General features: G+C 57.8%; 19 protein-coding genes and 1 tRNA gene. 10 read left to right on the plus strand and 10 right to left on the minus strand.

Annotation, left to right across the window (positions count from 1 at the left end; genetic code table 11):
* Positions 1-88: 88 nt before the first annotated feature.
* From ade to AC2FIR_RS22380, 4 genes are all read left to right on the plus strand, one after another.
* Entirely contained in the window at positions 89-1891 is a 1803-nt protein-coding gene (gene ade / locus AC2FIR_RS22365) for an adenine deaminase (protein ID WP_496763201.1), read from the plus strand.
* Positions 1888-3351 (plus strand): AMP nucleosidase, encoded by a 1464-nt coding sequence (locus AC2FIR_RS22370; protein ID WP_496747543.1) that lies wholly within the window; start codon positions 1888-1890, stop codon positions 3349-3351. Before ade ends, AC2FIR_RS22370 begins: the two co-directional genes overlap by 4 nt.
* Positions 3352-3481: 130 nt before the next feature.
* The gene (locus tag AC2FIR_RS22375; RefSeq protein WP_117871130.1) at positions 3482-3769 is read left to right on the plus strand and encodes an HU family DNA-binding protein; all 288 of its coding nucleotides are present in this window, start codon (positions 3482-3484) and stop codon (positions 3767-3769) included.
* A gap of 214 nt (positions 3770-3983) precedes the next feature.
* Positions 3984-4463 (plus strand): GNAT family N-acetyltransferase, encoded by a 480-nt coding sequence (locus AC2FIR_RS22380; RefSeq protein WP_496747545.1) that lies wholly within the window; start codon positions 3984-3986, stop codon positions 4461-4463.
* Positions 4464-4545: 82 nt separating this feature from the next.
* Here the strand turns inward: AC2FIR_RS22380 and AC2FIR_RS22385 are convergent, their stop codons facing one another.
* Positions 4546-5742, minus strand: coding sequence for a BCCT family transporter (locus AC2FIR_RS22385; RefSeq protein WP_170682610.1), 1197 nt, complete (start codon positions 5740-5742; stop codon positions 4546-4548).
* A gap of 190 nt (positions 5743-5932) precedes the next feature.
* Between AC2FIR_RS22385 and AC2FIR_RS22390 the strand changes: the two genes are divergently transcribed.
* Positions 5933-6820, plus strand: coding sequence for a DMT family transporter (locus AC2FIR_RS22390; RefSeq protein ID WP_496747547.1), 888 nt, complete (start codon positions 5933-5935; stop codon positions 6818-6820).
* Here AC2FIR_RS22390 and AC2FIR_RS22395 read toward each other — a convergent pair.
* Positions 6796-7317, minus strand: coding sequence for a glutathione peroxidase (locus AC2FIR_RS22395; RefSeq protein WP_480490894.1), 522 nt, complete (start codon positions 7315-7317; stop codon positions 6796-6798). The two genes, AC2FIR_RS22390 and AC2FIR_RS22395, sit on opposite strands and share 25 nt — an antisense overlap.
* Before the next feature lie 146 nt (positions 7318-7463).
* Between AC2FIR_RS22395 and msrB the strand changes: the two genes are divergently transcribed.
* Together msrB and msrA are read left to right on the plus strand one after the other, a co-directional pair.
* Positions 7464-7910, plus strand: coding sequence for a peptide-methionine (R)-S-oxide reductase MsrB (gene msrB, locus AC2FIR_RS22400; RefSeq protein WP_170617350.1), 447 nt, complete (start codon positions 7464-7466; stop codon positions 7908-7910).
* On the plus strand, positions 7910-8422 hold the full coding sequence (gene msrA / locus AC2FIR_RS22405) for a peptide-methionine (S)-S-oxide reductase MsrA (RefSeq protein WP_170617348.1): 513 nt from the start codon (positions 7910-7912) through the stop codon (positions 8420-8422). Before msrB ends, msrA begins: the two co-directional genes overlap by 1 nt.
* 40 nt (positions 8423-8462) lie before the next feature.
* Here the strand turns inward: msrA and AC2FIR_RS22410 are convergent, their stop codons facing one another.
* The 7 genes from AC2FIR_RS22410 to AC2FIR_RS22440 all read right to left on the minus strand — a co-directional run bounded on the left by AC2FIR_RS22410 (position 8463) and on the right by AC2FIR_RS22440 (position 19669).
* Positions 8463-10466 (minus strand): hydantoinase/oxoprolinase family protein, encoded by a 2004-nt coding sequence (locus AC2FIR_RS22410; RefSeq protein ID WP_496763211.1) that lies wholly within the window; start codon positions 10464-10466, stop codon positions 8463-8465.
* Positions 10467-10537: 71 nt separating this feature from the next.
* A complete protein-coding gene (queG, locus tag AC2FIR_RS22415; RefSeq protein WP_170617346.1) occupies positions 10538-11575 on the minus strand; it encodes a tRNA epoxyqueuosine(34) reductase QueG in 1038 nt (345 codons plus the stop codon).
* 78 nt (positions 11576-11653) lie between these two features.
* Entirely contained in the window at positions 11654-12319 is a 666-nt protein-coding gene (gene fzlA, locus AC2FIR_RS22420) for an FtsZ-binding protein FzlA (protein WP_170808350.1), read from the minus strand.
* Between the two features lie 58 nt (positions 12320-12377).
* Complete coding sequence (gene mtgA, locus AC2FIR_RS22425; protein WP_480915505.1) at positions 12378-13112, minus strand: monofunctional biosynthetic peptidoglycan transglycosylase; 735 nt, start codon at positions 13110-13112, stop codon at positions 12378-12380.
* Between the two features lie 130 nt (positions 13113-13242).
* Entirely contained in the window at positions 13243-17775 is a 4533-nt protein-coding gene (gene gltB, locus AC2FIR_RS22430; protein WP_496763205.1) for a glutamate synthase large subunit, read from the minus strand.
* Positions 17772-18206: a GFA family protein gene (locus AC2FIR_RS22435; protein WP_170682587.1), complete on the minus strand. Its 435-nt coding sequence runs from the start codon at positions 18204-18206 to the stop codon at positions 17772-17774. The genes gltB and AC2FIR_RS22435 overlap by 4 nt, the downstream gene beginning before the upstream one ends.
* Before the next feature lie 29 nt (positions 18207-18235).
* On the minus strand, positions 18236-19669 hold the full coding sequence (locus AC2FIR_RS22440) for an NAD(P)-dependent oxidoreductase (RefSeq protein ID WP_480915502.1): 1434 nt from the start codon (positions 19667-19669) through the stop codon (positions 18236-18238).
* Positions 19670-19898: 229 nt separating this feature from the next.
* On the opposite strand from AC2FIR_RS22440, the gene AC2FIR_RS22445 reads away from it, so the two are divergent.
* Entirely contained in the window at positions 19899-20702 is an 804-nt protein-coding gene (locus AC2FIR_RS22445; RefSeq protein ID WP_170617334.1) for an undecaprenyl-diphosphate phosphatase, read from the plus strand.
* Here the strand turns inward: AC2FIR_RS22445 and AC2FIR_RS22450 are convergent, their stop codons facing one another.
* Positions 20703-21686 (minus strand): complex I NDUFA9 subunit family protein, encoded by a 984-nt coding sequence (locus AC2FIR_RS22450; RefSeq protein WP_170617332.1) that lies wholly within the window; start codon positions 21684-21686, stop codon positions 20703-20705.
* Positions 21687-21897: 211 nt separating this feature from the next.
* On the opposite strand from AC2FIR_RS22450, the gene AC2FIR_RS22455 reads away from it, so the two are divergent.
* Positions 21898-21984, plus strand: a tRNA-Leu gene (locus AC2FIR_RS22455).
* 1216 nt (positions 21985-23200) lie between these two features.
* On the plus strand, positions 23201-24304 hold the full coding sequence (locus tag AC2FIR_RS22460; RefSeq protein ID WP_496763209.1) for a hypothetical protein: 1104 nt from the start codon (positions 23201-23203) through the stop codon (positions 24302-24304).
* The last annotated feature ends 12 nt before the right edge of the window (positions 24305-24316 follow it).

Consider the following 24316-nt stretch of genomic DNA (forward strand, 5'->3'; position numbering starts at 1 on the left):
GCTCAGCCCCATCCGGCAAATTGTGATGGTTTCATGATACCCGACCGCCGGGGGTTGCACCTGACCGCGCATTCGGGAAAGTTGAGCCATGGAATACACACCTTTCCCAAGCTGGCCCGACGTCGCCCCCCGTTTGATCTCAGTTGCCGCCGGGCGCGAAGCTGCGGACATGGTCATCCGCGATGGTATCTGGGTGAACGTACACAGCCGCGAACTGCTCCCCAATCATTCCGTCGCCGTAGCCGACGGGCGCGTGGCTTTTGTCGGGGCAGACGCGTCACACTGCATCGGCCCCGAGACGCGAATCATCGAAGCAAACGGGCGATATATCGTTCCGGGCCTGTGCGACGCGCATATGCACATCGAATCGGGGATGCTGACCCCGGCCGAATTTGCCCGGGCCGTGATTCCGCACGGCACCACCTCGATGTTCACCGACCCGCATGAGATTGCCAATGTTCTGGGTCTGGACGGCGTGCGTATGATGCATGACGAGGCGATGATGCAGCCGGTGAACATCTTTACGCAGATGCCGTCCTGCGCACCGTCCGCACCAGGGCTGGAGACCACCGGCTATGAAATCACCCCCGATGATGTAGCCGAGGCGATGTCCTGGCCAGGCATTATCGGGTTGGGTGAAATGATGAACTTTCCCGGCGTGATCCATGGCGACCCCAAGATGCTGGCTGAAATCGCCGCTACGCAGCGGGCGGGCAAAACCGTCGGCGGGCACTACGCATCACCCGATTTAGGGTCTGATTTTGCGGCCTACGTCGCAGGCGGCCCGGCAGATGATCACGAGGGCACATGCGAAGCGGATGCCGTTGCCCGCGTGCGCCAGGGGATGCGGTCCATGATGCGGCTGGGTTCGGCCTGGTATGATGTCGAAAGTCAGATCACTGCCGTGACGCAGAAAGGTCTGGACCCCCGCAATTTCATTCTGTGCACGGATGATTGCCATTCGGGCACGCTGGTCAACGACGGGCATATGAACCGCGTTGTCCGTCACGCCATTGCCTGCGGATGCGATCCGCTGATCGCGCTGCAAATGGCAACGATCAACACCGCAACCCATTTCGGGCTTGAGCGGGAAATAGGGTCCGTAACCCCAGGACGGCGGGCCGACATAATTCTGAGTTCGGATCTGACCGAATTGCCTGTCGAGATGGTCATCGCGCGCGGGCAAGTCGTGGCCGAAGCCGGTAAAGCCACAGTGGAATGCCCGCACCTTAACTGGCCGGACAAGGCCCGTAACACCGTTCACCTGGGACACACCCTGACGGATGTCGATTTTGAGATCACGGCCCCGGCGGGCGCAAATAGGGTACGTGCCAATGTGATCGGTGTGGTCGAAAACCAGGCTCCGACCAAAGCGCTGAAGGCCGAATTGCCGATCATCGGCGGGCTGGTCGAAGGCGAAGATGATGTCTGTCAGATCGCGCTGGTTGAAAGGCACAAGGCAACTGGCGGGGTAACTAATGCCTTTGTGTCCGGGTTTGGATACCAGGGCAACATGGCAATGGCGTCAACCGTGGCCCATGACAGCCACCACATGATCGTTGTCGGCACCAGCCGCGAGCAGATGGCGCTGGCCGCGAACCGCCTGGCCGAGGTGGGCGGTGGTATCACCATTTTCCGCGAGGGCGAGGAGCTGGCACTGGTTGGGTTGCCCATCGCCGGCCTGATGTCAGACCGGCCGGCCTCGGAAGTGGCCGACAAGGCGCAAAAAATGGTCGCGGCGATGGAAGCCTGCGGCTGCAAACTGAACAACGCGTACATGCAGCATTCGCTGCTGGCCCTGGTGGTGATCCCGGAACTGCGGATTTCTGACCTTGGGCTGGTGGATGTGCGGACGTTCGAGAAAATCGACCTTTTGGAACCACTTGCATGACAATCATAAAAACACCTGATGCACCTGATCCGCAAAGCTTCACCGACCCCGAGGCCGCAGTTGCGCGGCTGGAGGAGTTGTACAATCAGGCTACAAGGTTTCTGTGCGACAGCTTTGCCAAAACCATGGGACACGGCGCTCCGACTGAGCGATTCAGAGCCTATTACCCAGAAATTCGCATCAAAACCTCCTCCTATGCTCATGTCGACAGCCGCCTGAGTTTTGGTCATGTCTCGGAACCGGGTGTTCACGCCACCACGGTGACCCGCCCCGATCTGTTTCGGTCTTACCTGACACAACAGATCGCGCTGCTGATCCGAAACCATGACCAACCTGTGACCATCGGGCCTTCGGACACGCCGATCCCGGTACACTTCGCCGTGGCCAACAACCCGGAATTGGTGGTGCCGCAGCAGGGTGCTGCCGGATTCACTCTCAGGGATGTGTTTGACGTTCCTGATCTGACCACCACCAATGACGATATCGTCAACGGGGTGCATGGTCACGAAGATCTGGCAGGACCGTTGTCGCTTTTCACTGCGCAACGTGTGGACTACTCGCTGGCGCGGCTGTCCCACTATACAGCGACCGACCCCAGCCACTTTCAGAACCACGTCCTGTTTACAAACTACCAGTTCTACGTGTCCGAGTTCGAGAACTACGCGCGCGAACAGCTGGCCGATCCGGACAGCGGTTACACAAGCTTTGTCTCGACCGGCAACGTCGAGATCACCACACCCGATGCCGCCCTGGAGCAACCGCTGAAGCTGCCCCAGATGCCGACCTACCACCTAAAGCGCGCAGACGGTTCCGGCATCACTCTGGTCAATATCGGTGTCGGCCCTTCCAACGCCAAGACCGCCACCGACCACATCGCGGTTCTGCGGCCCCATGCATGGCTTATGGTCGGTCACTGCGCCGGATTGCGGAATACGCAGGCGTTGGGGGATTTCGTGCTGGCACATGCCTACCTGCGTGAGGACAAGGTGCTGGATGACGACCTCCCGGTCTGGGTGCCGATCCCGCCGCTGGCGGAAGTGCAGGTCGCGCTGGAGCGGGCTGTTGCCGAAGTCACCGAACTGGAAGGGTACGAGCTAAAGCGCATCATGCGCACCGGCACCGTTGCATCTGTCGACAACCGAAACTGGGAACTGCGCGACCAGTCCGGACCGGTTCAGCGTCTTAGCCAGTCTCGGGCCATCGCGCTGGATATGGAAAGCGCCACCATTGCCGCCAATGGCTATAGGTTCCGGGTTCCCTACGGCACTTTGCTGTGCGTGTCAGACAAACCCCTGCACGGAGAATTAAAGCTTCCCGGCATGGCTTCGGACTTCTATACAACGCAGGTAAGCCGCCATCTGGCTATTGGCATTCGTGCGATGGAGCACCTGCGCGGCATGCCGTTGGAGCGTCTGCACAGCCGGAAATTGCGTTCTTTTGACGAAACGGCCTTCCTCTGACGCAAAAAAGCAACGTTTTCCCCATATTTTTAGGGTTTTCCGCGCTACTATTCGTTGTGTTCCAACACAATATCCCGTTACAGTTACGCGGTGAGGCCCAAGAGACCGGGCACGTTAAGGAGACCAAGAAATGGCAAAGCCTATGACAAAGACTCAGCTGGTTGCTGCTCTCGCTGAGGAAATGGGGACCGATAAGAAATCCGCGAACTCCGCGCTGGAGGCCATCACAGGCCTGATCACCCGCGAAGTTTCGGCCGGTGGCGCAGTAACCCTGCCCGGCGTCGGCAAAATCTACTGCCGCGAACGCCCCGAGCGTCAGGTCCGCAACCCGGCCACTGGTGAGACATTCACCAAAGAGGCCGACAAGGTTGTGAAAATGACCATTGCGAAGGCGCTGAAGGACAGCGTGAACGGCTGATCGGATCACCGATGATGATTCAAAGGGGTCGCGTTTTCGCGGCCCTTTTTTTGTGCGTGGCACCTGTAAGCTCCCACCAGGTCCAAGACCTGTCCGGGTCTCACATGCTCACCACCAAGCAGTCATCGGATTTAAACCGGCGCGGTATCATCGCGACCGGTTTTTTTGGCGTGGACCTCTTTGTGTGCGCAAGACCCTCCCTATATCCCGTTTTATGAAACAAGAAATTTCTTTCACCCGGCTTACCCAGATCTCGACCCCGGAAATACTGGCTCATATGAAGAACCCGCGACTTGCGGAACACATGTCCCTGCTGACGCAGGGCTGGGATGAAGAGACGGTCAATGAGTTCGTGAAGGCGAAAGAGGCCTATTGGGCGCGTGATGGGCTTGGCCATTGGGCCTTCCTGCACGGTGGCGACTATGTGGGATGGGGCGGCTTTCAAAAAGAGGGCGAAGAGTGGGATTTCGGCCTGGTCCTCATGCCCGGAGCATTTGGATTGGGGGCCAGAATAACAAGGCGAGCCATAGAGTTTGCAAAATCCGACGAACGGATAACGTCGGTGACATTTTTGCTGCCGCCCTCACGCAAGAAACTTGGCGCACTTAGAAAACTGGGCGCGTGTCCCGTAGGCGAAGTTGATTACGGTGGCGAGAAGTTCCTCAAATACCGTCTCAATATCGACGCAAGCTAGCGCTCGAAGGCGGAAAGACTTTGCCTTTGCAAAAAAGGGCCCCGAAATCGGGGCCCTTTTCCTGTTTGTTGTTGAAAACCAATCAGTGAACTGTCTCAACTTTGTGGAAGTCCAGATCACGATCTTCGGGCATGGAATCAATGCTCAGCACCTCATTACGCTTGGCGAGCAGGATATAGACCACACAGGCCAGATAGAGACCCACCACGACCGCGCCGATCCACTGGATCTGCAGCCACTGGCTCTGGAACAACAGGGTCAGGACGAACAGCAACGCCACGTTGCCCGCCACATAAGCCGCCTTGCCGAACCTTTCGACCGTCATGTTCAGATTGTCGGTATAGAGTCTAATCAACGAGTCCAGCGAGTTGATGACGAAGGTCACGCCCACGATCACCATCGCGATGTTGGTGATGCCTGCGGTGCTGATGCCGTTCAGGTGGTAGTAGTAGAGAACGGTGAACCAGATCGCCAACGGGATCGACGGAAAGATCAGCAGCGCGGCCAACAGTTGCCACGTGGTCAGACCGCCCACAAAGCGCGAGGTGAACTGGCCAATCATGATCGACCATGCGAACCACCAGAACAGGTAGAAGGCGTGATAGTCGGTCAGCGGTAGGACGAACTTGTGCAGGTTAGCGAAATACGCACTGATGTTGCTGCCAGTATCAACGAACCCGGTCATACCCATACCGGCCGCCGCCCACATCCCCAGGATCAGAGCCAGGAACAGGAAGGTCGATCCCACCGACAGGATACGCACGTATTTCAGATCGGTCGACGAATAGGCCGCCGCCAGAATCACCACGAACACGATGATGTAGAAGGTGGTGACCACGGATTCGCCATCTCCGACCTCGGGCAGGTAGCCGGGCAGGTAGATCAGGAACAGGCTGGCGGTGAAAGCACAGGTGCCGATGATGACCACGTTGTTGATCAGCTTGACCAGCGGGATCTCAAAGAACTTCACACGCGGTTCGATGACGCAGAAATAGAACGCGGTCAGGAAGTAGAAGGCCCAGATCAGAAAGCCCCAGAACCCGAATTCGATCGCCAGCGGGTTGGCGAATGCATAGGCCGGGTCTTCGGCATAGCCCCCGAACTCGGTCAGAGGGAACATGATCAGGCCGACATCCAGCCCGGATGTGAACAGGATCGCGATAAACGTGAACAGGTGGACTGGCGTCACGCCGACGCAGCGCAGGTTCCACCATTTCACGACGAAGAAAGCGACCAGGCCCAGGGCCAGCAGGACGCCAAAAGACAAGATGTATTCCAGGAACACCGACAAACCTCCCTTGATTGGTCAGATTTGGCGCGAATATCCTTAATTGGCTGGTCAATCAATAAAAACGAAAACCCAAGAATTCTTGCACGGCACATGTGGCTTTTTTGACGCTGAACCCCTGCGGCGCTTGCGGCCTGATCGGAATTCGGCAACAGTCCCGGCGTTCCGGGATGGAGGTTTCATGGATCTGCGCGCCATAGCCATGGGGCTGACATTTGCCCTGATCTGGTCGTCGGCCTTTTCCTCGGCGCGGATCATTGTTGCCGATGCTTCACCGCTGTTTTCACTGGCCCTGAGGTTCCTGTTATCTGGCATCATCGGAGTGGCGATTGCGCGAGCCATGGGACAAAGCTGGCATCTGACAAGGGACCAATGGCGGGCGACCATCCTGTTCGGAGTTTGTCAAAATGCCCTTTATTTGGGTCTGAATTTCTATGCCATGCAAACGGTCGAAGCCTCGGTTGCCGCGATCATCGCCTCGACAATGCCGTTGCTGGTTGCCGTCGCGGGTTGGTTGTTCTTCCGGGAAAAACTGCGACCCATGGGAATTGTCGGGCTGCTGGCTGGTTTCTTCGGCGTCGCCCTGATCATGAGCAGCAGGATCAACACAGGGGTCGATATGTTTGGCGTGATGCTGTGCGGGATCGGCGCCCTGGCCCTGACCTTCGCGACACTGGCGGTCCGCGGTGCGACATCGGGCGGGAACTTCATGATGGTCGTCGGGTTGCAGATGTTTGTCGGCTCAGCCGTACTGTTTGTGGCTGCGCCATTCTTTGAGACGATCTATGTCCATCCAACGCTGCCCCTGCTTCTTGCATTCACCTACACCACCCTTGCCCCCGGGCTGCTGGCGACCTTGATCTGGTTCATGTTGCTGAACAGAATCGGTGCTGTCCGGGCCGCGACCTTTCACTTCCTGAACCCGGTGTTCGGTGTCGCAATTGCTGCACTGTTGCTTGGTGAAAAGCTCGGGCCCATGGATGCGGTCGGAGTAGGCATTACCACGCTGGGGATTTTAGCTGTTCAGCTGTCCAGACAACCGGTTCAGCGCAGCAAAGCCTCGACCTGACTCAATAGTTTCCGCGAGTCAGGCCGCACATTCGACCCAAACGTGGCGACAACCTCTCCTGACGGGTCGATAAGGATCTTGTTGAAGTTCCAGCTGGGGACAAAGCCAGTTCGCGCGGCGACAGCCTTGTAGAATGGGTGCGCGTCCACTCCTTTGACTGGCGTTATGTCGGTCATGGGCAGAGTCAGGTCATAGTTCAACTCGCAGAACCGCTTTACCTCTTCCGCGGAGCCCAGTTCCTGTTTGAACGAATCCGACGGGACGGCCAGAACCACCAGCCCCCGGTCCGCGTAAGTGTCATGAATCTTTTGCAGGCCCGCATACTGCTCTGTGAACCCACATAGGGACGCGGTATTCACGATCAGAACCGGCTGGCCTCGCCAGTCTTCGATAGACAACGTGCCGCCGTCGATCGAATCAAACTCGCCGGTCAAAGGCGCAGCTTGCACGGCGCGGGCAATCAACAGCAGGGCGAATAGCAGAAGCAGTCTGAACATGGCGGCACCTCCTTTACTGAGAACTACGTGCCCGCCTGGCAACCGGATCACATGCACGAGCGCGCGAGATAGCTGAAATATGATTTTGCTTTTTGCCTCGTTATGCCCAAATAGAAGGCCAAGTCGCGTCAAAAACCGGAGGAGCCATGACCCGCTATACCAAAGATCCCGAGGCCATCGCCGCTCTGTCACCCGAAGAATACCACGTCACGCAGCGCAGCGGTACCGAACGCCCCGGCACCGGCAAGTATCTGGGCAACAAGGAGCCCGGGATTTACGTTGATATCGTCTCGGGAGAGCCATTGTTCGCTTCGACCCACAAATACGAATCCGGCTGCGGCTGGCCAAGTTTCACGAAGCCCATCATCCACGAACACGTGGAAGAGTTTCGGGACGCCACCCTTGGTATGATCCGTACCGAGGTGCGCTCGAAACACGGTGATAGCCATCTGGGGCATGTATTTCCTGACGGTCCGCGCGAACATGGCGGGCTGCGCTATTGCATAAACTCAGCCGCGCTGCGGTTCATTCATCGTGACGAGATGGAGACCGAAGGCTATGGCGAATATTTGATCCATGTGGAGGACATCTGATGACTGAAGAACGCGCCGTACTTGCCGGGGGATGTTTCTGGGGCATGCAGGATCTGATCCGCAAACTTCCCGGCGTTTCCCGCACCCGTGTCGGATATACGGGCGGTGACGTACCCAACGCCACCTACCGCAATCATGGCACCCATGCCGAAGGAATCGAAATCTGGTTCGATCCTGCACAAATATCTTACCGCACTTTGCTGGAGTTCTTTTTCAAGATCCACGATCCCACGACGGTGAACCGTCAGGGCAACGACCTCGGGATGAGCTATCGTTCGGCTATCTACTTTGCCGACGACAATCAGAAGCAGGTCGCGCAGGACACGATTGCCGATGTGAATGCCAGTGGCCTATGGCCCGGTAAAGTCGTGACCGAGGTTGAGCCCGTCGGAGATTTCTGGGAGGCCGAACCAGAGCATCAGGACTATCTGGTCCGCATCCCGAACGGGTATACCTGCCACTTTCCGCGCCAGGACTGGGTGCTGCCCAAACGCGCGGATGCGGCCGAGTAAACGACGACCTGCCCCGACCCTCTATGAATTCGAAGGGGGGCTAGCCAGTGGCCACTCGTGGTCGGCCACTGGCTTCGACCGTCACAAGGGCTTCGACAAACACATCCTGCGCCTCGATGCGCGCGGTCTTGATGTCCCTGTCGACAATGACCCGGATATCTTCAGCCCCGGCTTCGCGGACCGCGGTTTCAGTTTCTTCCTTCAAAACAGCTTCCAACAGGGCCAAAGCCTGATCTGACGCCGCAAAATCCTGTGGCCCACTGTCCAGATGCACGCGATATCGCCCCTCGGCAGGCGAGGTTACGGTGCCCGAGCGCCGCAAAGTCAGCCGCCCGACAACCGCACCGATGGCATTTGCGACGCCGGTATGCTCGGGCAGGATCATCCGGCATCGCAACCGCTCCCCGACGGCCGGATAGTAGCTGGGCGCCGAAGCGCCAAGGCCCACGACATCGACATTCAAAGCCGTATCCAGAGACAACAGGCCACGATGCCCTGCCAGGCCGCGCCGGGTCAGTACATGACGGGCCAGGTCCTGAGGAGGAACCCCAAAATCATGCCCTTCTTCCGCAAAAGCAGTCTCTAACAAGGTCAAACTGGTCTGTTCGGTCAATTGATCCACGATCATGCCGGCCAGCTGTTCCGGAGACTTCGCCAAAACATCACCCGACCCCACCCTCTTGCGAGACACAAGTTCCAGCGCCTTGCGGGCAGCACTTGAATCCCAGGCATCGACCCGGCCCAGAACATGGCTGGCATCCGAAGGCGTGACGCCCGAAACCTGAACAAGCCCGCGGTCCACCAACCGCGTCAGCGCGCCGTTGTCCATTCTGGTCCGCAACAGGCTGCTCAGCGGCAAAACCTGGTCACCAAGCCGCTCCAACACAGCATTCTCGCGCGGCCCGACATCATCAGCACGAATCCCTGAAAATCTTCGGGCAAACCGTGTATCAAACTCACCCACCGTTGTTGCCCGCAGTTGCTCGTCCAGCGCGGCATGCACGACTCCGGGCGCTTCCGACGCGATCAGAGAAACCGGCAGCACCCGCCGCGGCCCCAGGAATACGCCGCCGCCCAAGCCTTCAGTAACCACGTGAACCTGGCTGTCACCGCCCAATCCATGGGTCCGCATCGCCACCGCCTCGACCATGGTGCGGAAACCGCCCACCTGCGCCCCGGCCGGATCAATCGCAGGCTTGCCGTCCCGGATCAAAGCCACATCCGTCGTGGTCCCGCCAATATCAGAGACAAGCGCATTCTCGACCCCGGTCAGCCAGCGTGCCCCCACAATCGAAGCCGCCGGGCCGCTGAGGATCGTCTCAATCGGGCGTTCACGCGCCTGCTCCGCACTCATCAGCGCACCATCACCGCGCACCACCATCATCGGGGCCGTGATGCCCAGCTCGTGTAACCTGTCCTGTGCCCGGCCGATCAGGCGGTCGATCATGCCAATCAATCGCGCGTTCAGAACGGCGGTCACCGCCCGTTTCGGACCGTTCAGCCTAGCCGACAGGTGATGGGAACACGTGACCGGTGCCCCTGTCTTTTCCGCAATGATCCGCGCTGCTTCCAGCTCATGCGCCGGGTTGCGTGTGGCGAATTGCGAAGCAACGGCAAAGCCGGATATCCCTTTATGAGAGTCTAAAAATGCCTCAAGCGCCGCAATATCCAGCGGCGCAGCTTCGCCACCGGCATGGCTGTGGCCACCGGAAATCACAAGCGCCGGGTCGCCTTTAAGCGCATCCTTTAGCCCGTGCTTTTCCAGATCACTGTCCTTGAAGCCGATATACACAAGCGCAACACGCCCGCCCTGCCCTTCGACCAAGGCGTTCGTGGCCAGGGTGGTCGACAGCGACGCCATCGATATCTGGTCGGGTGAAACCCGCGCCTCGTCCAACACGGACGAAATCGCCCTGCCCACACCAATCGCCAGGTCCGCCCGTGTTGTCAGGGACTTGGCCGAGGCAATCACCTCTTTCTCATCCCGGATCAGCACCGCATCCGTGTAGGTTCCGCCTGTATCCACCCCCAAAGCCAACGCCATCGGGTCCTCCATCTGTTCGCTGACAAAGGGTCTAGCGGTTTGCGCCGTCACGTCCAGCCTGTTTGCGGCATTTACGACAGCCGTTTTACCGCCCAGCGCGCCGCGTCGGCCACTGCCGGATCAGGGTCGTCCGTTAGCGCCTGCGCGGCACTACACAGTTCTGCATTGCCCGAATTGCCGATGGCATACAGCACATTGCGCACAAACCGGTCGCGACCAATCCGCTTGATGGGCGAGCCGGAAAACTTCTCCCGAAACGCGGCATCATCCAGTGCCACAAGATCAGTTAACGCAGGCGCCTTAAGGTCATCCCGGGCCGCATACCGAATGTCACTGGCCGCCACCGCGAATTTGTTCCACGGACACGCCGCAAGACAATCATCGCATCCATAGATCCTGTTGCCCAATTTGCCGCGCAACTCTTCCTCGACCGGACCTTTGTGCTCGATTGTCAGATACGAGATACAGCGCCGCGAATCCAAAAGGTACGGGACAGGAAACGCGTCGGTCGGGCAACTATCCAGGCAGGCCCGGCACGACCCGCAGCGGTCAATCTCCGCTGGATCGGCCGGCAAGTCCAAAGTCGTGAAAACAGACCCTATGAAAGCCCAATTGCCCCAATCCCGACTAACCAGATTGGTGTGTTTTCCCTGCCAACCCAATCCCGCAGCCTGACCAAGTGCCTTTTCCGGCACAGGTGCTGTATCGACAAACACTTTCACTTCGCCACCGGCCTCGGCAATCAGCCAGCGCGCCAGTCGTTTCAGACGCTTCTTGACCAGATCATGATAGTCCTTGTTCTGAGCATAGACCGAGATCGCCGCTTTTTCGGGATAGTTCAGAATTTCGGTCGGATCATGCTCGGGCGCGTAGCTTTCGGCCAGCATTATCACCGACCGGGCCTCGGGCCACAAAATCGCCGGATCACCACGCCAATGGGTGCGCTCTGCCATCCATCCCATCTGCCCATGATATCCGGCCTGCAGAAACGCTTCCAACCGGCCCGGAACCTGCGGCACATCCCAGGGCCTGCAAATCCGACAGGACACAAAACCCTCGCTCAATGCCTGGGCGACCAGCTTTTCTTTCAAACCCGATCCGTTCTTCATCTGGCCAAAAATATCCTCGGGGGTGAATTGGCCCGACGGGCCAAGAGGGGGCGGAAGGCCCCCTGCGCCCCGACCCTATCAGAAATCCAGATCGGCGTAATGGGGCGGAGGCCGGAATCCCGGCACCTGATCAGCGAGGATGGACCGGAACGCCGGTCGCGATTTGATCTTGGCATACCAGTCCCTGACCGTCTGGCTGCGATTCCAGTCCACGTCCGAGATATAGTCCAGTGCCGACAGATGCGCGGCAGCGGCGAAATCCGCCAGCGTCATCTGATCCCCGGCCAGCCAGCGGCGTTGATCCAGCAACCATGTCATGTAGTCCAAATGGTACTTGATTGCGCGCGCACCTTCCTTGACGCGCTTGCTGTCCGGATAGCCTTCCCCGGTCACTTTCTTGTTGACCCGCTCGTACACCAGTTTCGATGTCACCTCGTGATGAAACTTGTCATCAAACCAGCCGACCAGACGCCTTACTTCATAGCGCGCTTCGGGCGTTTTGGGCATCAGCGCGGGTTCGGGGCGGGTTTCCTCGATATACTCGCAAATCGCCGCACTTTCCGACATCACCTGCCCGTCCAGGCGCAATACGGGAACCTTTCCTGCGGGGTTTCGACGCAGAAAATCCGGATCTTTCTCCCAGTACCGTTCCTCAACCAGTTCCACTTCGATTTTCTTCTCTGCCAGCGACAGACGAACCTTGCGGCAATAGGGGGACAGGGGAACGTGAAACAGGCGCGCCATGAGCTTCCAATCAAAGCAGTGAATACAACCAAGCTTTAGCCTTGAGCAGCCTTGGGTTTCAATCCTCGAAACAATCCGCGCGACCATCTGCGCGGATGGTGGCCGCTCCGTCCCGTATCGCGGCAGCCCGGCGGCGCGTGCGAACCGACGGATCCGCAACGGATCTGTTCCTGGGCGAAGGCAGAATTGCAGCGATCCGCGCGGCCTGAACCGGCGTCAAATTAGCGGCAGATACGTTGAAATGCGTTTGCGCGGCAGCCTCGACCCCGAAAACCCCGTTTCCGGTCTCAGCAACGTTCAGATAAACCTCAAGAATGCGCTGCTTGCTCCAAAATAGTTCGACAATCGGAGTGATCGACGTTTCAAGCGCCTTGCGCACCCAGCTGCGTCCCTGCCAAAGGAACACGTTCTTGACGACCTGCTGCGAAATGGTCGACGCGCCGCGTGCGCCTCCATCTTCCAGCGCGTCCCGGATAGCCTCGATGTCAAAGCCCCAGTGCAGACAGAAATTCGCGTCTTCTGCAGCGACGACCGATCGCGCCATCACCGGGGAAATCTTTTCGATCGGAACCCAATCGCGTTCAACTTTGCCCAACCGGCGCCACTCGGACCAGATTGTATGCGTAATCGGCGGATTGACGACCGAATAGAGCAGCACAAGACCGACCACAAATGCGACACAGGCCAACAACCCACGTGTCAGCCAGCGGCGAATCCGCGATATCGACAGCTTCTTTGACTTTGTTGCCTTTGATTTCCTACCACGCGTTCCGCGCGCTGCTTTTTTTGCCATACCCTTGCTATACGACGCATGAGGCGCGTTTGGAACGGGCTAAATTTCAGCCCCTGTGCCATATGCATGCAAAGGAAAACCCTGCGCGTTTGTGGAAACACGCAGGGTTTTGACCTTGTTTAGGGTCTGTTTACTCCGCCGGAACTGCTGCGATCTCTTCGCTCAGCGGATGGCTGAGTTTATTCAGCATTTCCTTCGGGCACACCTGCAGGAAGTTGGCCTTTTCGACATCCCAGTGTTGCAGGATATCCGCGGCTTTGCGGCTTCCGGTCTCGGCTGCGTGACGTTTGATCAGCGTTTGCAACTGATCGACCCAGTGGCTCACCGTGACCGGACAGGTGACAAGTGTCTCCATGTTCATCAGAAGCTGCGCCTTACCGTCAGGATCGTACAGATAAGCCATCCCTCCGGTCATACCGGCACCAAAATTTGCACCGATGGAACCAAGGATCACGGCAACGCCGCCGGTCATGTATTCACAGCCGTTGGACCCGCACCCTTCGATGACCACCTTGGCACCCGAGTTCCGAACCGCAAACCGCTCACCCGCGCGGCCGGCCGCAAACAGGTGACCGTCGGTTGCGCCGTACAGGACAGTGTTGCCGATAATGGTGTTTTCATCCGCTTTCAGCGGGCTGATCTGCGGCGGACGCACCACGATCGTGCCGCCCGACAGACCTTTGCCTACATAGTCGTTGGCATCACCCGACACTTCCAGCTTCAGACCCGGAGCCGCAAAGGCCCCCAAGGACTGACCGGCCGATCCCTGCAATTTCACGTGAAGATGGTCCGGCTGGAAAGTGTTTCGCATCCCGAAATTCTGCACGATATGACTGGAGACACGGGTGCCCACGGTTCTGTGCGTGTTCTGGATGGCGTAGGACAGCTGCATCTTCTCGCCGTCTTTCAGGAACCGCGCCGCGTCGCGGACAATTTCGGCGTCCAGTGTATCCGGCACTGCGTTCCGATCCTTGTCGCGGTCATACACGATGTCATGCGCGCCATCGACCGTGATCAATAGCGGGTTGAGGTCCAGATCGTCCAGATGCGCCGAACCACGGCTGACCTGCGCCAGCAGATCAGCCCGGCCAATGATGTCATCCACGGACCGCGCGCCCAGGCTGGCGAGGATTTCGCGAACTTCCTGTGCGTAGAAGGTAATCAGATTCACAACCTTGTCCGCGTTGCCCGTGAATTTGGCGCGCAGGCTTTCGTCCTGTGTGCACACACCAACGGGGCAGGTATTCGACTGGCACTGACGCACCATGATACAGCCCATCGCGATCAGGGCGGCAGTGCCGATACCGTATTCCTCGGCCCCCATCATCGCGGCCATGACAATGTCGCGCCCGGTCCGAAGGCCGCCATCGGTCCGCAGGGTGACGCGGTCGCGCAGGTTGTTCATCGCCAGAACCTGATGCGCCTCGGTCAGACCCATCTCCCACGGCAGACCGGCATATTTGATGCTGGTCGCAGGTGAGGCACCCGTGCCGCCGTTGTGACCCGAAATAAGGATGATATCCGCTTTTGCCTTGGCCACACCGGCGGCAATCGTGCCAACGCCCGAGGACGCAACCAGCTTGACCGTCACCTTGCAGCGTGGGTTGATCTGTTTCAGGTCATAGATCAGCTGCGCCAGATCCTCGATCGAGTAGATGTCGTGATGCGGCGGAGGTGAGATCAGCGTCACGCCCTTGGTCGAGTGCCGCAGACGCGCGATCAGGTCAGTGACCTTCATGCCGGGTAGCTGACCACCCTCACCGGGTTTCGCACCCTGGGCGACTTTGATCTCCAATTCTTCACACTGGTTCAGATATTCGGCAGTCACGCCGAACCGCCCCGAGGCCACCTGTTTGATCTTGGCCGACGGGTTGTCGCCATTGGGCTCCGGCACGAAATGCGCCGGATCTTCGCCGCCTTCACCCGAGTCCGACTTGGCGCCAATCCGATTCATCGCCACGTTCAGCGTCTTGTGTGCCTCAGGGCTGAGTGCGCCCAGCGACATGCCCGGCGTGACAAAGCGTTTGCGGATCGAAGTGATCGATTCCACCTCTTCAATCGGGATCGGCTTGCCGAGTGGTTTGAAATCCATCAGGTCGCGCAGATGGATTGGCGGATTGGACTGCATCTTGGCCGAATACTGCTTCCACAGCTCATATGAGGCTCTGTTACAGGCCATTTGCATCATATGCATCGAGGTCGCTTCCCAAGCATGGGTCTCACCCGACTTGCGCGCCTTGTAGAAACCGCCGATTGGCAACACATCCAGACCGCTGTCCCAGCCTTTGGCGTGAATCTCCTCGGCCTTGACCCGGATACCATGCACGCCGATGCCCGAGATGCGGCTGGTCATGCCGGGGAAATATTCGGCCACCATGGCGCGGGACAGTCCCACCGCCTCGAAATTCAGACCGCCGCGATACGACGACACCACCGAAATGCCCATCTTGGCCATGATCTTGAGCAGGCCCTGGTCAATTGCCTCGCGGAATCGCGCAACATTTTCGGTCAGCGTGCCATCCAGCAAGCCACGTTCGATCCGGTCGGCCAGCGAATCCTCGGCCAGATATGCATTGACCACGGTGGCGCCACATCCGATCAGAACGGCAAAATAGTGCGGGTCGATGCATTCTGCCGACCGCACATTCAGCGAGCAGAACGTCCGCAAGCCTTGACGGATCAGGTGAGAGTGCACGGCGCTGGTGGCCAGGATCATCGGCATCGCCACCTTGCCCGGACCGGAATACTGATCCGTCAAGACCAGATGCCCGGCGCCCGAGCGCACGGCTTCTTCAGCTTCGGCTCTAACACGGGCCAAAGCGTCGCCCAGCGCACCTTCGCCTGGTTCAAATGAACAGTCGATCTCGGCCAGGGTCGCATTGAAATTTTCTGCCAGCTTCTCCCATTGCGTGTTCCCGACAAAGGGGCTTTCCAGCACAATGATCTCGGTCTGGCTGCTGTCTTCGTCCAGCACGTTCTTGAGGTTGCCAAACCGCGTTTTCAGCGACATCACGCGATATTCGCGAAGCGAGTCGATGGGCGGGTTGGTCACCTGGCTGAAATTCTGGCGGAAGAAATGGCTGAGCGGGCGGTATTGCCTGGACAGCACTGCCGAGGGTGTGTCGTCACCCATCGAGGCCAGCGCCTCTTTTCCATCCTCGGCCATTGGTGCCAGAATCTGCTCCAGTTCCTCGACCGAATATCCGGCGGCGATCTGCCGCTTGCGCAGTTCCTCGCCGGTGAACAACGGACGTTCGGTGACGCCTGCCAAAGTGGCATCAAGATCGTTGATCTTGCCGACCCACTCGCCAAACGGCAGCGCGCGGGCCAGTTTGTTCTTGATCTGAGTGTCGCGGAACAGTTTGCCCTTTTTCATGTCCACGGCCAGCATCTGCCCGGGACCCAATGCACCTTTTTCGACCACGGTCGCCTCGTTGATCGGCACCATGCCAGCCTCTGATCCGGCGATGACCAGACCATCGCCCGTCACCACATAGCGCATCGGGCGCAACCCGTTCCGATCGAGACCGGCGCAGACCCAGCGGCCATCAGTCATGGCCAGCGCGGCAGGGCCGTCCCAAGGCTCCATCACCGAGTTGCAGTAGGAATACATGTCGCGCCATGCCTGCGGCAGTTCGACCGCCTGCTTGGACCAGCTTTCAGGCACCAGCATGGTTTTCGCCATCGGGGCCGAGCGGCCCGCGCGCACCAGAACCTCAAAAACAGAGTCTAATGCAGCCGAATCCGACGATCCGCCTGCAATGATCGGCTTGATGTCTTCGGCATAGTCGCCAAAGGTGCCGCTGGCCATGCGGATCTCATGGCTTTTCATCCAGTTGATGTTGCCCTTCAGCGTGTTGATCTCGCCATTATGGGCCAGCATGCGGAAGGGTTGGGCCAGCCACCATTGCGGGAAGGTGTTGGTGGAATAGCGCTGGTGGTAGATCGCGAACGCCGATTCAAAGCGCTCATCCATGAGATCGGGATAGAAGACTGCAACCTGTTCGGCCAGCATCATTCCCTTGTATATGATCGAGCGGCAAGACAGCGAGGCCAGGTACAGGCCGGAAATCCCGGCCGCCATCGCCGCCTTTTCGATGCGGCGACGGATCACGTACAGCTCACGCTCGAACGTCTCTTCGTCCACGCCCTTGGAGTTCGAGATCAGAATCTGCTCGATCTCGGGGCGGGTCGCATTTGCCTTTTCGCCCAGGCAGGTCACATCGACCGGAACATGACGCCAACCATAGATGTAATAGCCCATGCGCAGAACTTCGGTTTCCACGATAGTCCGGCACCGCTCCTGCGCGCCGAAATCGGTGCGGGGCAGAAACACCTGACCAACGGCGATAAGTTCGCTCAGGTTGGGCTCGTGACCGGTGCGCCGAATTTGGTCATAGAAGAATTGAACCGGGATCTGCACATGGATACCCGCGCCGTCACCCGTTTTGCCGTCGGCATCCACGGCGCCGCGGTGCCAGATCGCCTTGAGCGCATCGATTCCAGCATCCACAACCTTGCGGCTTTTCTTGCCGTCAACGGAAACAACAAGGCCGACACCGCAGGAAGAATGCTCTTCTTCCTCGGAATAGAGACCGTTTTCCGCCAGCCATTTGCGTTTGGCCTCTTCGGCCCGCACCCAATCGGCATCATATTTGGTCATTGATTGTCTCCTTCTTCCGGCTGGGCAAACATGGCTTCGACCTCGGCTGTGGTCATTTGCTTGCGCTCGCCTGCAAACGCGTACCCATCGGGCTTTTTGTCGATAAAAAGTTCCAGTTGCAGCTTGTGGCCCGTATCTTCGAACAGGCCCGCCGCCATCTGTGTATGTCCGTGCAACTCGCCCGGCAGGGTGATCCGGTACCAAAGTGCCGAACCGCAATCCGCGCAGAAGGCACGCTCGGCCCAGTCGGACGATGCATAAGTCTTTACAGGCCCCAATGCCGCGTAACCGGATTCAGCCTGAAAAGTCATCAGCATCGAACTGGTCCAACGGCGGCATTGATCGCAGTGGCATGCGCCCAGCGATTCCTTCGCCGGAGTAGCGGTCACTGTGACCGCGCCGCACATACATTGGCCTTGCAATTCGGGCATTCTGACCCTCCTGTCGCTGGGCTTTCGGGTTATTCGGCTGCGACGGCAGCCCTGCTGTTGAAACGCTCGATAATCGCGTCGGCGCAGTCGCGGCCATCCCGGATCGCCCATACGACCAGCGAGGCACCGCGTACGATGTCTCCGATGGCATAGACGCCGTCCATCTCGGTCTCACCTGTCTGGAACGCGGCCTTGACGGTGCCCCAGCGGGTTACGGGCAGGTCGGGCTGACCAAACAGTGTGGGCAGGTCTTCAGGTTCGAACCCCAGCGCCTTGATGACCAGATCGGCCTCTTCGACATAGTCTGCGCCTTCGATCACTTCGGGGGCCTGACGGCCCGAAGCATCGGGTTGACCCAGACGCATCTTCTGCACCATCACGCCAGAGACCTTGTCGTCACCAGTGAACCCTTTCGGCGCGCTCAGCCACTCGAACACCACGCCTTCTTCCTCGGCATTCTGGGTTTCACGCTGCGAGCCGGGCATGTTCGCGCGATCGCGGCGGTACAGACATTTGACCGAGGTCGCGCCCTGACGGATCGAGGTCCGAACGCAGTCCATTGCGGTATCCCCACCGCCAATGACCACGACTTTCTTGCCGTCGGCGTTCAGACGACCGTTGTCAAAATCCTCAACCGCGTCACCAAAGCTCTTGCGGTTCGAGGCAGTCAGGAAGTCGATGGCTTTCTCGATCCCGCCCAGACCACTGCCCGGCATGGAAAGATCGCGGGACTTGTAAACGCCGGTCGCGATGATCACGACGTCATGCCTGGCGCGGATTTCTTCGAATTTGTCCGCATCAACGTCACAGTTCAGCTCGAACGCGACCCCACCGTCGGCCAGCAGATCATTGCGGCGCTGAACGATGTCCTTTTCCAGCTTGAAACCCGGGATACCGTACATCAACAGGCCCCCGGCCCGGTCATAACGATCATAAACCGTCACTTGAACACCTGCACGGCGCAGCATGTCGGCTGCAGCCAAGCCACCGGGGCCACCACCAATGATTCCGACACTTTCGCTGCGCTCGGCGCCCGGCGCGACCGGCTTTACCCAGCCTTTGTCCCAGGCCGTGTCAGTGATGTATTTTTCGATCGTCCCGATGGTGACAGTTCCGTGGCCGGATTGTTCAATCACGCAATTACCTTCACACAGGCGGTCCTGCGGGCAGATTCGGCCGCAGATTTCAGGGAAGGTGTTGGTCGCCTGGCTGGTCTGATAGGCCTCTTCCAGGCGTCCGGTTGCGGTCAGGCGCAGCCAATCCGGAATATTGTTGTGCAGCGGACAATGCGACTGACAATAGGGAACACCGCACTGGCTGCAGCGACTGGCCTGCTCGACCGCCTTTTCGGCAGCAAACTCGGCATAAATCTCGGAAAAGTCTTCCTTGCGGTCATCAGCGGCACGCTTTTTGGGCATGACGCGGTCGATCTGCACAAATTTCAGCATCGGTTGCTTGGCCACGGGTCGGACTCCATGAATTGGCTAGGTCGGTTTTCTTTAAGAGATCGCAGGTCGGATGAAAAGTCAATTGTACTGACCTATTTTACGAAATTCGCACGCAGTGGTGAAAAAATTCTGGGAGTTTGTTAGATTTTAGAACCGATTCGGACCTATCTGCCTGCTTTTCTTTTCTTCATCACGCTTATACCCATTGTTCATAACGAAAACACGGCAGCGTCACGGCGGGCGGATGAGCATTTTTCAATTGATTCTTGCGGCGATTATTCAGGGAATAACCGAATTTCTGCCGGTTTCCTCTTCGGGGCACCTGATCCTGCTGCCCAGCCTTACCGGGCTGGATGATCAGGGCCTGGCCATCGATGTGGCCGTGCATGTCGGTACATTGGGCGCTGTTGTTCTGTATTTCTGGACAGATGTTATACAGGCCTTCGCCGGACTTCCCCGAGCACTAAGCGGCCGACTTGATACGCCGCAATCCAGGCTGGCCGCCGGGTTGATCATTGCGACGATCCCGACGGTCATGGTTGGCGCTGTCCTTTACCTGACCGGTCTCAGCCAAAGCCTTCGGTCCATCGCTGTGATCGGCTGGACCATGCTTGGATTTGGCCTACTGCTGTACTGGATGGACCAAAAAGGACCTCAGTCCAAACACGCCGGTGACTGGAGCCTGCGGGATGCGGCGATCATGGGCCTGTGGCAGGTGCTGGCCCTGATCCCGGGCACGTCAAGATCCGGGATCACGATCACGGGCGCACGCCACCTTGGCTACACGCGGGAGGATGGCGCGCGGATCGCCATGCTAATGTCGATCCCGACGATCCTTGCCTCGGGGACACTGCTGTCCGTAGACGTGATCCGAAACGCGGACGCGCAACTGGTCAAAGACGGCGCAATTGCGGCGGCCTTCGCGTTCTTTTCCGCGCTCCTTGCCCTCAGCCTCATGATGCGCCTTTTGCGCAGCGTCAGCTTCACGCCCTACGTCATCTATCGTGTCGTTTTGGGCGTGATACTGCTGGCAATCGCCTACAGTTGATCAGATCCGCAGGTTTCCGGCCGAATTCTGAATGTCGTCATATTGACCGGCCGGGCGGAATTTCCACAAATAATCCGGAAGAACCGACTCAAGTGTTGCAGGCTCAATCCCGAGGTCTGGGAAAGACTTCACACCATCCGAAACAACATTGTCGTGGCGCAGGTTCTTCAGCTGATCACGTGTCAGGATCGTATTTGGAAACAGCTGAAAGCTGACAAACTTCACAATATCCAGAACTCCGGCCATGATACGCGCCGCAAAGAATGGCAACCCGATAATGATGCGCTTCCGGTGGATAACCCCCAGCATCTGTTGCATCAGCTCACGGAACGATTTGACCTCGGGACCGCCAAGTTCGTAAATACCCGCGTCTGCCCGACCCAGAATGCCCAAAACAGCGGCTTTGGCCACGTCATCGACATAAACCGGCTGAAACCGTGTTTCTGCACCGGCCAGGGGTAGAAATGGCCCAAGGCGCGCCATGCCGGCAAAACGGTTGAAGAACTGATCTTCGGTCCCGAAAATAACGGATGGGCGCAATATCACGGCATCCGGCATATGGGCCAGAACGGCCGCCTCGCCTTTGGCCTTGGTTCTCGAATAGACGCTATCCGCTTCCGCATCCGCACCAATTGCCGAGATGTGAACCATCCGGGCCACACCCTGTTCCGCAGCCAGCCGCGCGATCCGTTCCGCGCCCTCAGCCTGCACTTCGTCGAACGTGTTTTTACCCAGCTCGTTCAGAACTCCAACACAGTTGACGACGGCATCGGCGCCCTTCATGGCCAGGGCCACCGAGGCATCATCGCGAATATTGCACAGGATCGGCTCGACCTGCCCCACTGCACCATACGGCTTGACGAACATCGCCTCGTTCGGGCGCCGCACCGCGACCCGAACACGCCACCCCTGAGCCGCCATACGGCGCGCAACGTAGCGACCTACGAATCCCGATCCACCATAAATCGTGACCAGTTTGGACATGAAACGGCTCCTGCTAAATGGGTCCTGATCCGATCTATCGCCCCAGAGCACTGCAAACAAGGCACAATAACGCCGCGCCCCGGCGATAAATCCATTTCAGTGCGGCACCTGTCCCGCGCCTCGGATGCGCGCATCAAAAAACTTTCAAAAAACTTCCCGAATCCTGTTGACGCCCTCCGCCAGTAGGCTTAAACGCCCCTCCACGACACCTGCCCAGGTGGCGGAATTGGTAGACGCGCTAGCTTCAGGTGCTAGTGTCCGTATGGACGTGGAGGTTCGAGTCCTCTCCTGGGCACCAAATTTCCCAAGCAGATCATTACTAATTCATTGATTTTGTTTGATTTAGTTTGGATTTCGACCGCTTCCACCCAATGAATTGTATCACATTTTGTAACACATTTGCGACTTCTAGCATGTTACCCGGTCGCCACAACGCAAGCGGAAATTTTCTTCTAGACAAAACTCAGAATCGAAGCGCCGATGGGCGGAATACTCCAACCTCTATCGTTGCACTTTTGGTGAGGAACACCCGTAGAAATCTGCATATTTGGACTTCTAGATAGAGGAAAGCCGCCAACAAAATGTCGGCGGTATTCCTGAAGTCGGTGAGTTAACGGGAAACTTTGGCTGTAGTGTAGGTTAGTTCGCGCTCGCGATGGCTCGGATTGGACTGCCAACATGGTGGCTTGAGCAAGATCGCTTTTCTCCCCCGCGCCGGCACCTGACGAAACACTACCCAGGCACGAAAGTTCGGCTGCACGTCCAGCCATCAAAGTAGCGAGTCGATTTTCCAAGCTTTGAGTTTCGTGACCGAATTGGTCCAACTCAAGGTCAACTTGACCACCCTTTGGTGAGATCTGGGCCACTGTCGGCAATCCGGCGCGAAGGGCACCCGGATTTGCGGTTGGTCGCTGTAACGAGGCTCTCATAGGCTGGCTGGAACCATCCGTTCAGACGTGGGTAGACGAAAGGTGTATAGGATTGGGGCTGCATGGAGGTGCCCTTTCAATTCTCGAAATCTAGAAACATCGCAGCCGTAGGGCTACGAACACGCGACGGAATTAGGCGTGTATGCGTTTCTCAGGCAGCGGCACGGTGCGCTTAGATTTCGAGTTGTTTGAAGGCACGATTTTCTCCTTTGGGAAGAAAAACATATGCATGGCGCTCCGAAGTGACAAGCCCTGAACGAAAAAGCCTTCGCAAACTTTGTTGCTTGCTTGATCTGCGAAACAATTCAGAAACGATCACATTCTGACAGTTGAATGTTTCTTGCGACAGCGGTCGTGCTTTTCTCCCCGTTGTTTGCGGGTGCTCTTGGCGACCTTCCGCCTAATGGGACACCAGCAAGAGCGAAAGGAAAACATGAAGAATACACTCGACAGCGTCTTCGCGGGGGACGCAAGTACTGTTGATTGTCATTGAGAACTAACCCGGTATGCCCATAAATTGTCATTAAGAACTGAGTGTTGTCATTTGCAACCATCTGAGCAAATGTAAGGCAAAAAAGCTATGTCATGAATAATACCGAAGGCAACTTGAGCGTTCCGCCCACGCTTCCTCCTCTTGAATGGGAAAACCGTCTCGTCGCTCACTACCTAAGGTCAGATGGTCCATATGGAGGGGCGCCGCTGTCTTGGTTAGACGCGACGCCTGGAGAAATCGCTGCCGCTGCGAATCTCGCAAACCTCCCAGACCAAATCGTACAGAAGTCGTTCCTTAAACAGTTTTCTGCTAGTAGCGTTGCCGATTTCTTCGGTGGTTACGCTCTTGTAAACACGCAACACAAAGACGTCCCCGGCAGCTTCCGCTACTTGGTACTATCTTGCTTCGTAAGTGCAGCGGATCAAGGCGTGGGAAACAACGACAACTTCCGAGATCGCCTAGCTGCACTTTTGGAGTATCCAAACTCGTTTCAATCTGTTTCCGGAGTAAACAGTCTTTGGATAGAAACCAAGAAGTGGGTCGATGAAAAAATCGATGCCGGCGAACCATTCCGGGAACTGATTTTGCCAAATCCGGGTAGCGCCACGTTGATCGGCATTGCCACCAAAATGGCCTTTCCCTCTCGCGGCGATAAGGCGGCAATGCGCCGAATTGTAGGAAAGTTGGGTGTCCTCAAGTCTATCGGCTACTCGGATGTAATTCGGGCCATGGATCGTCTGGCAAACCCTTGGGATATGACGAGCGCTCTAAACGAGGCCTATACCGACTTCCGAAGAAAACATGATCAGGGAATCAGACTTCTTTCGCAGCACCGATTTTGGCGCCTCTTTCTAAGCTCTGCTCTAACTTCGCCAAACCTGTCAAAAATTTCCTCCCTATCCAAATGGCGCCTTCTGTTCTGGTTCGCCGGTTATGACGGGGATTCGGTCGAGGTTTCATTCGTGGCAGATGTATCAACGGGGACAGGTACAGACACGCAAAGTTTTGCGGACTTCATCAATAAACCTCCAAGAAACGTCGCCCAGCCTGCTTTGCAGAGCTTGAGCCAAGGTATCCTAGTTCTTTCAGAGGGGATTGATGGCCAGTTCGAGTTTTGCCAGAGTCTTCCAACTTTAGCCGACATTCCCCAAGTGGCCTGGGTTCTGACGTTAAGGTCGCCTGACTGCGCCACCTGATCAAGCGTTTTT

This window comes from Ruegeria sp. CDSB136, from assembly GCF_059610965.1.

Excerpts from the sequence above, each read along its gene's own strand:
- AC2FIR_RS22460 (WP_496763209.1), top strand. The coding sequence starts at position 23,201 with ATGAATAATACCGAAGGCAACTTGAGCGTTCCGCCCACGCTTCCTCCT.
- AC2FIR_RS22395 (WP_480490894.1), bottom strand. The coding sequence starts at position 7,317 with ATGTTCAGACTGCTTCTGCTATTCGCCCTGCTGTTGATTGCCCGCGCC.
- AC2FIR_RS22390 (WP_496747547.1), top strand. The coding sequence starts at position 5,933 with ATGGATCTGCGCGCCATAGCCATGGGGCTGACATTTGCCCTGATCTGG.
- msrA (WP_170617348.1), top strand. The coding sequence starts at position 7,910 with ATGACTGAAGAACGCGCCGTACTTGCCGGGGGATGTTTCTGGGGCATG.
- AC2FIR_RS22450 (WP_170617332.1), bottom strand. The coding sequence starts at position 21,686 with ATGTCCAAACTGGTCACGATTTATGGTGGATCGGGATTCGTAGGTCGC.
- AC2FIR_RS22375 (WP_117871130.1), top strand. The coding sequence starts at position 3,482 with ATGGCAAAGCCTATGACAAAGACTCAGCTGGTTGCTGCTCTCGCTGAG.
- ade (WP_496763201.1), top strand. The coding sequence starts at position 89 with ATGGAATACACACCTTTCCCAAGCTGGCCCGACGTCGCCCCCCGTTTG.
- msrB (WP_170617350.1), top strand. The coding sequence starts at position 7,464 with ATGACCCGCTATACCAAAGATCCCGAGGCCATCGCCGCTCTGTCACCC.
- gltB (WP_496763205.1), bottom strand. The coding sequence starts at position 17,775 with ATGACCAAATATGATGCCGATTGGGTGCGGGCCGAAGAGGCCAAACGC.
- AC2FIR_RS22370 (WP_496747543.1), top strand. The coding sequence starts at position 1,888 with ATGACAATCATAAAAACACCTGATGCACCTGATCCGCAAAGCTTCACC.
- AC2FIR_RS22445 (WP_170617334.1), top strand. The coding sequence starts at position 19,899 with ATGAGCATTTTTCAATTGATTCTTGCGGCGATTATTCAGGGAATAACC.
- AC2FIR_RS22410 (WP_496763211.1), bottom strand. The coding sequence starts at position 10,466 with ATGGCGTTGGCTTTGGGGGTGGATACAGGCGGAACCTACACGGATGCG.
- AC2FIR_RS22435 (WP_170682587.1), bottom strand. The coding sequence starts at position 18,206 with ATGCCCGAATTGCAAGGCCAATGTATGTGCGGCGCGGTCACAGTGACC.
- queG (WP_170617346.1), bottom strand. The coding sequence starts at position 11,575 with ATGAAGAACGGATCGGGTTTGAAAGAAAAGCTGGTCGCCCAGGCATTG.
- mtgA (WP_480915505.1), bottom strand. The coding sequence starts at position 13,112 with ATGGCAAAAAAAGCAGCGCGCGGAACGCGTGGTAGGAAATCAAAGGCA.
- fzlA (WP_170808350.1), bottom strand. The coding sequence starts at position 12,319 with ATGGCGCGCCTGTTTCACGTTCCCCTGTCCCCCTATTGCCGCAAGGTT.
- AC2FIR_RS22380 (WP_496747545.1), top strand. The coding sequence starts at position 3,984 with ATGAAACAAGAAATTTCTTTCACCCGGCTTACCCAGATCTCGACCCCG.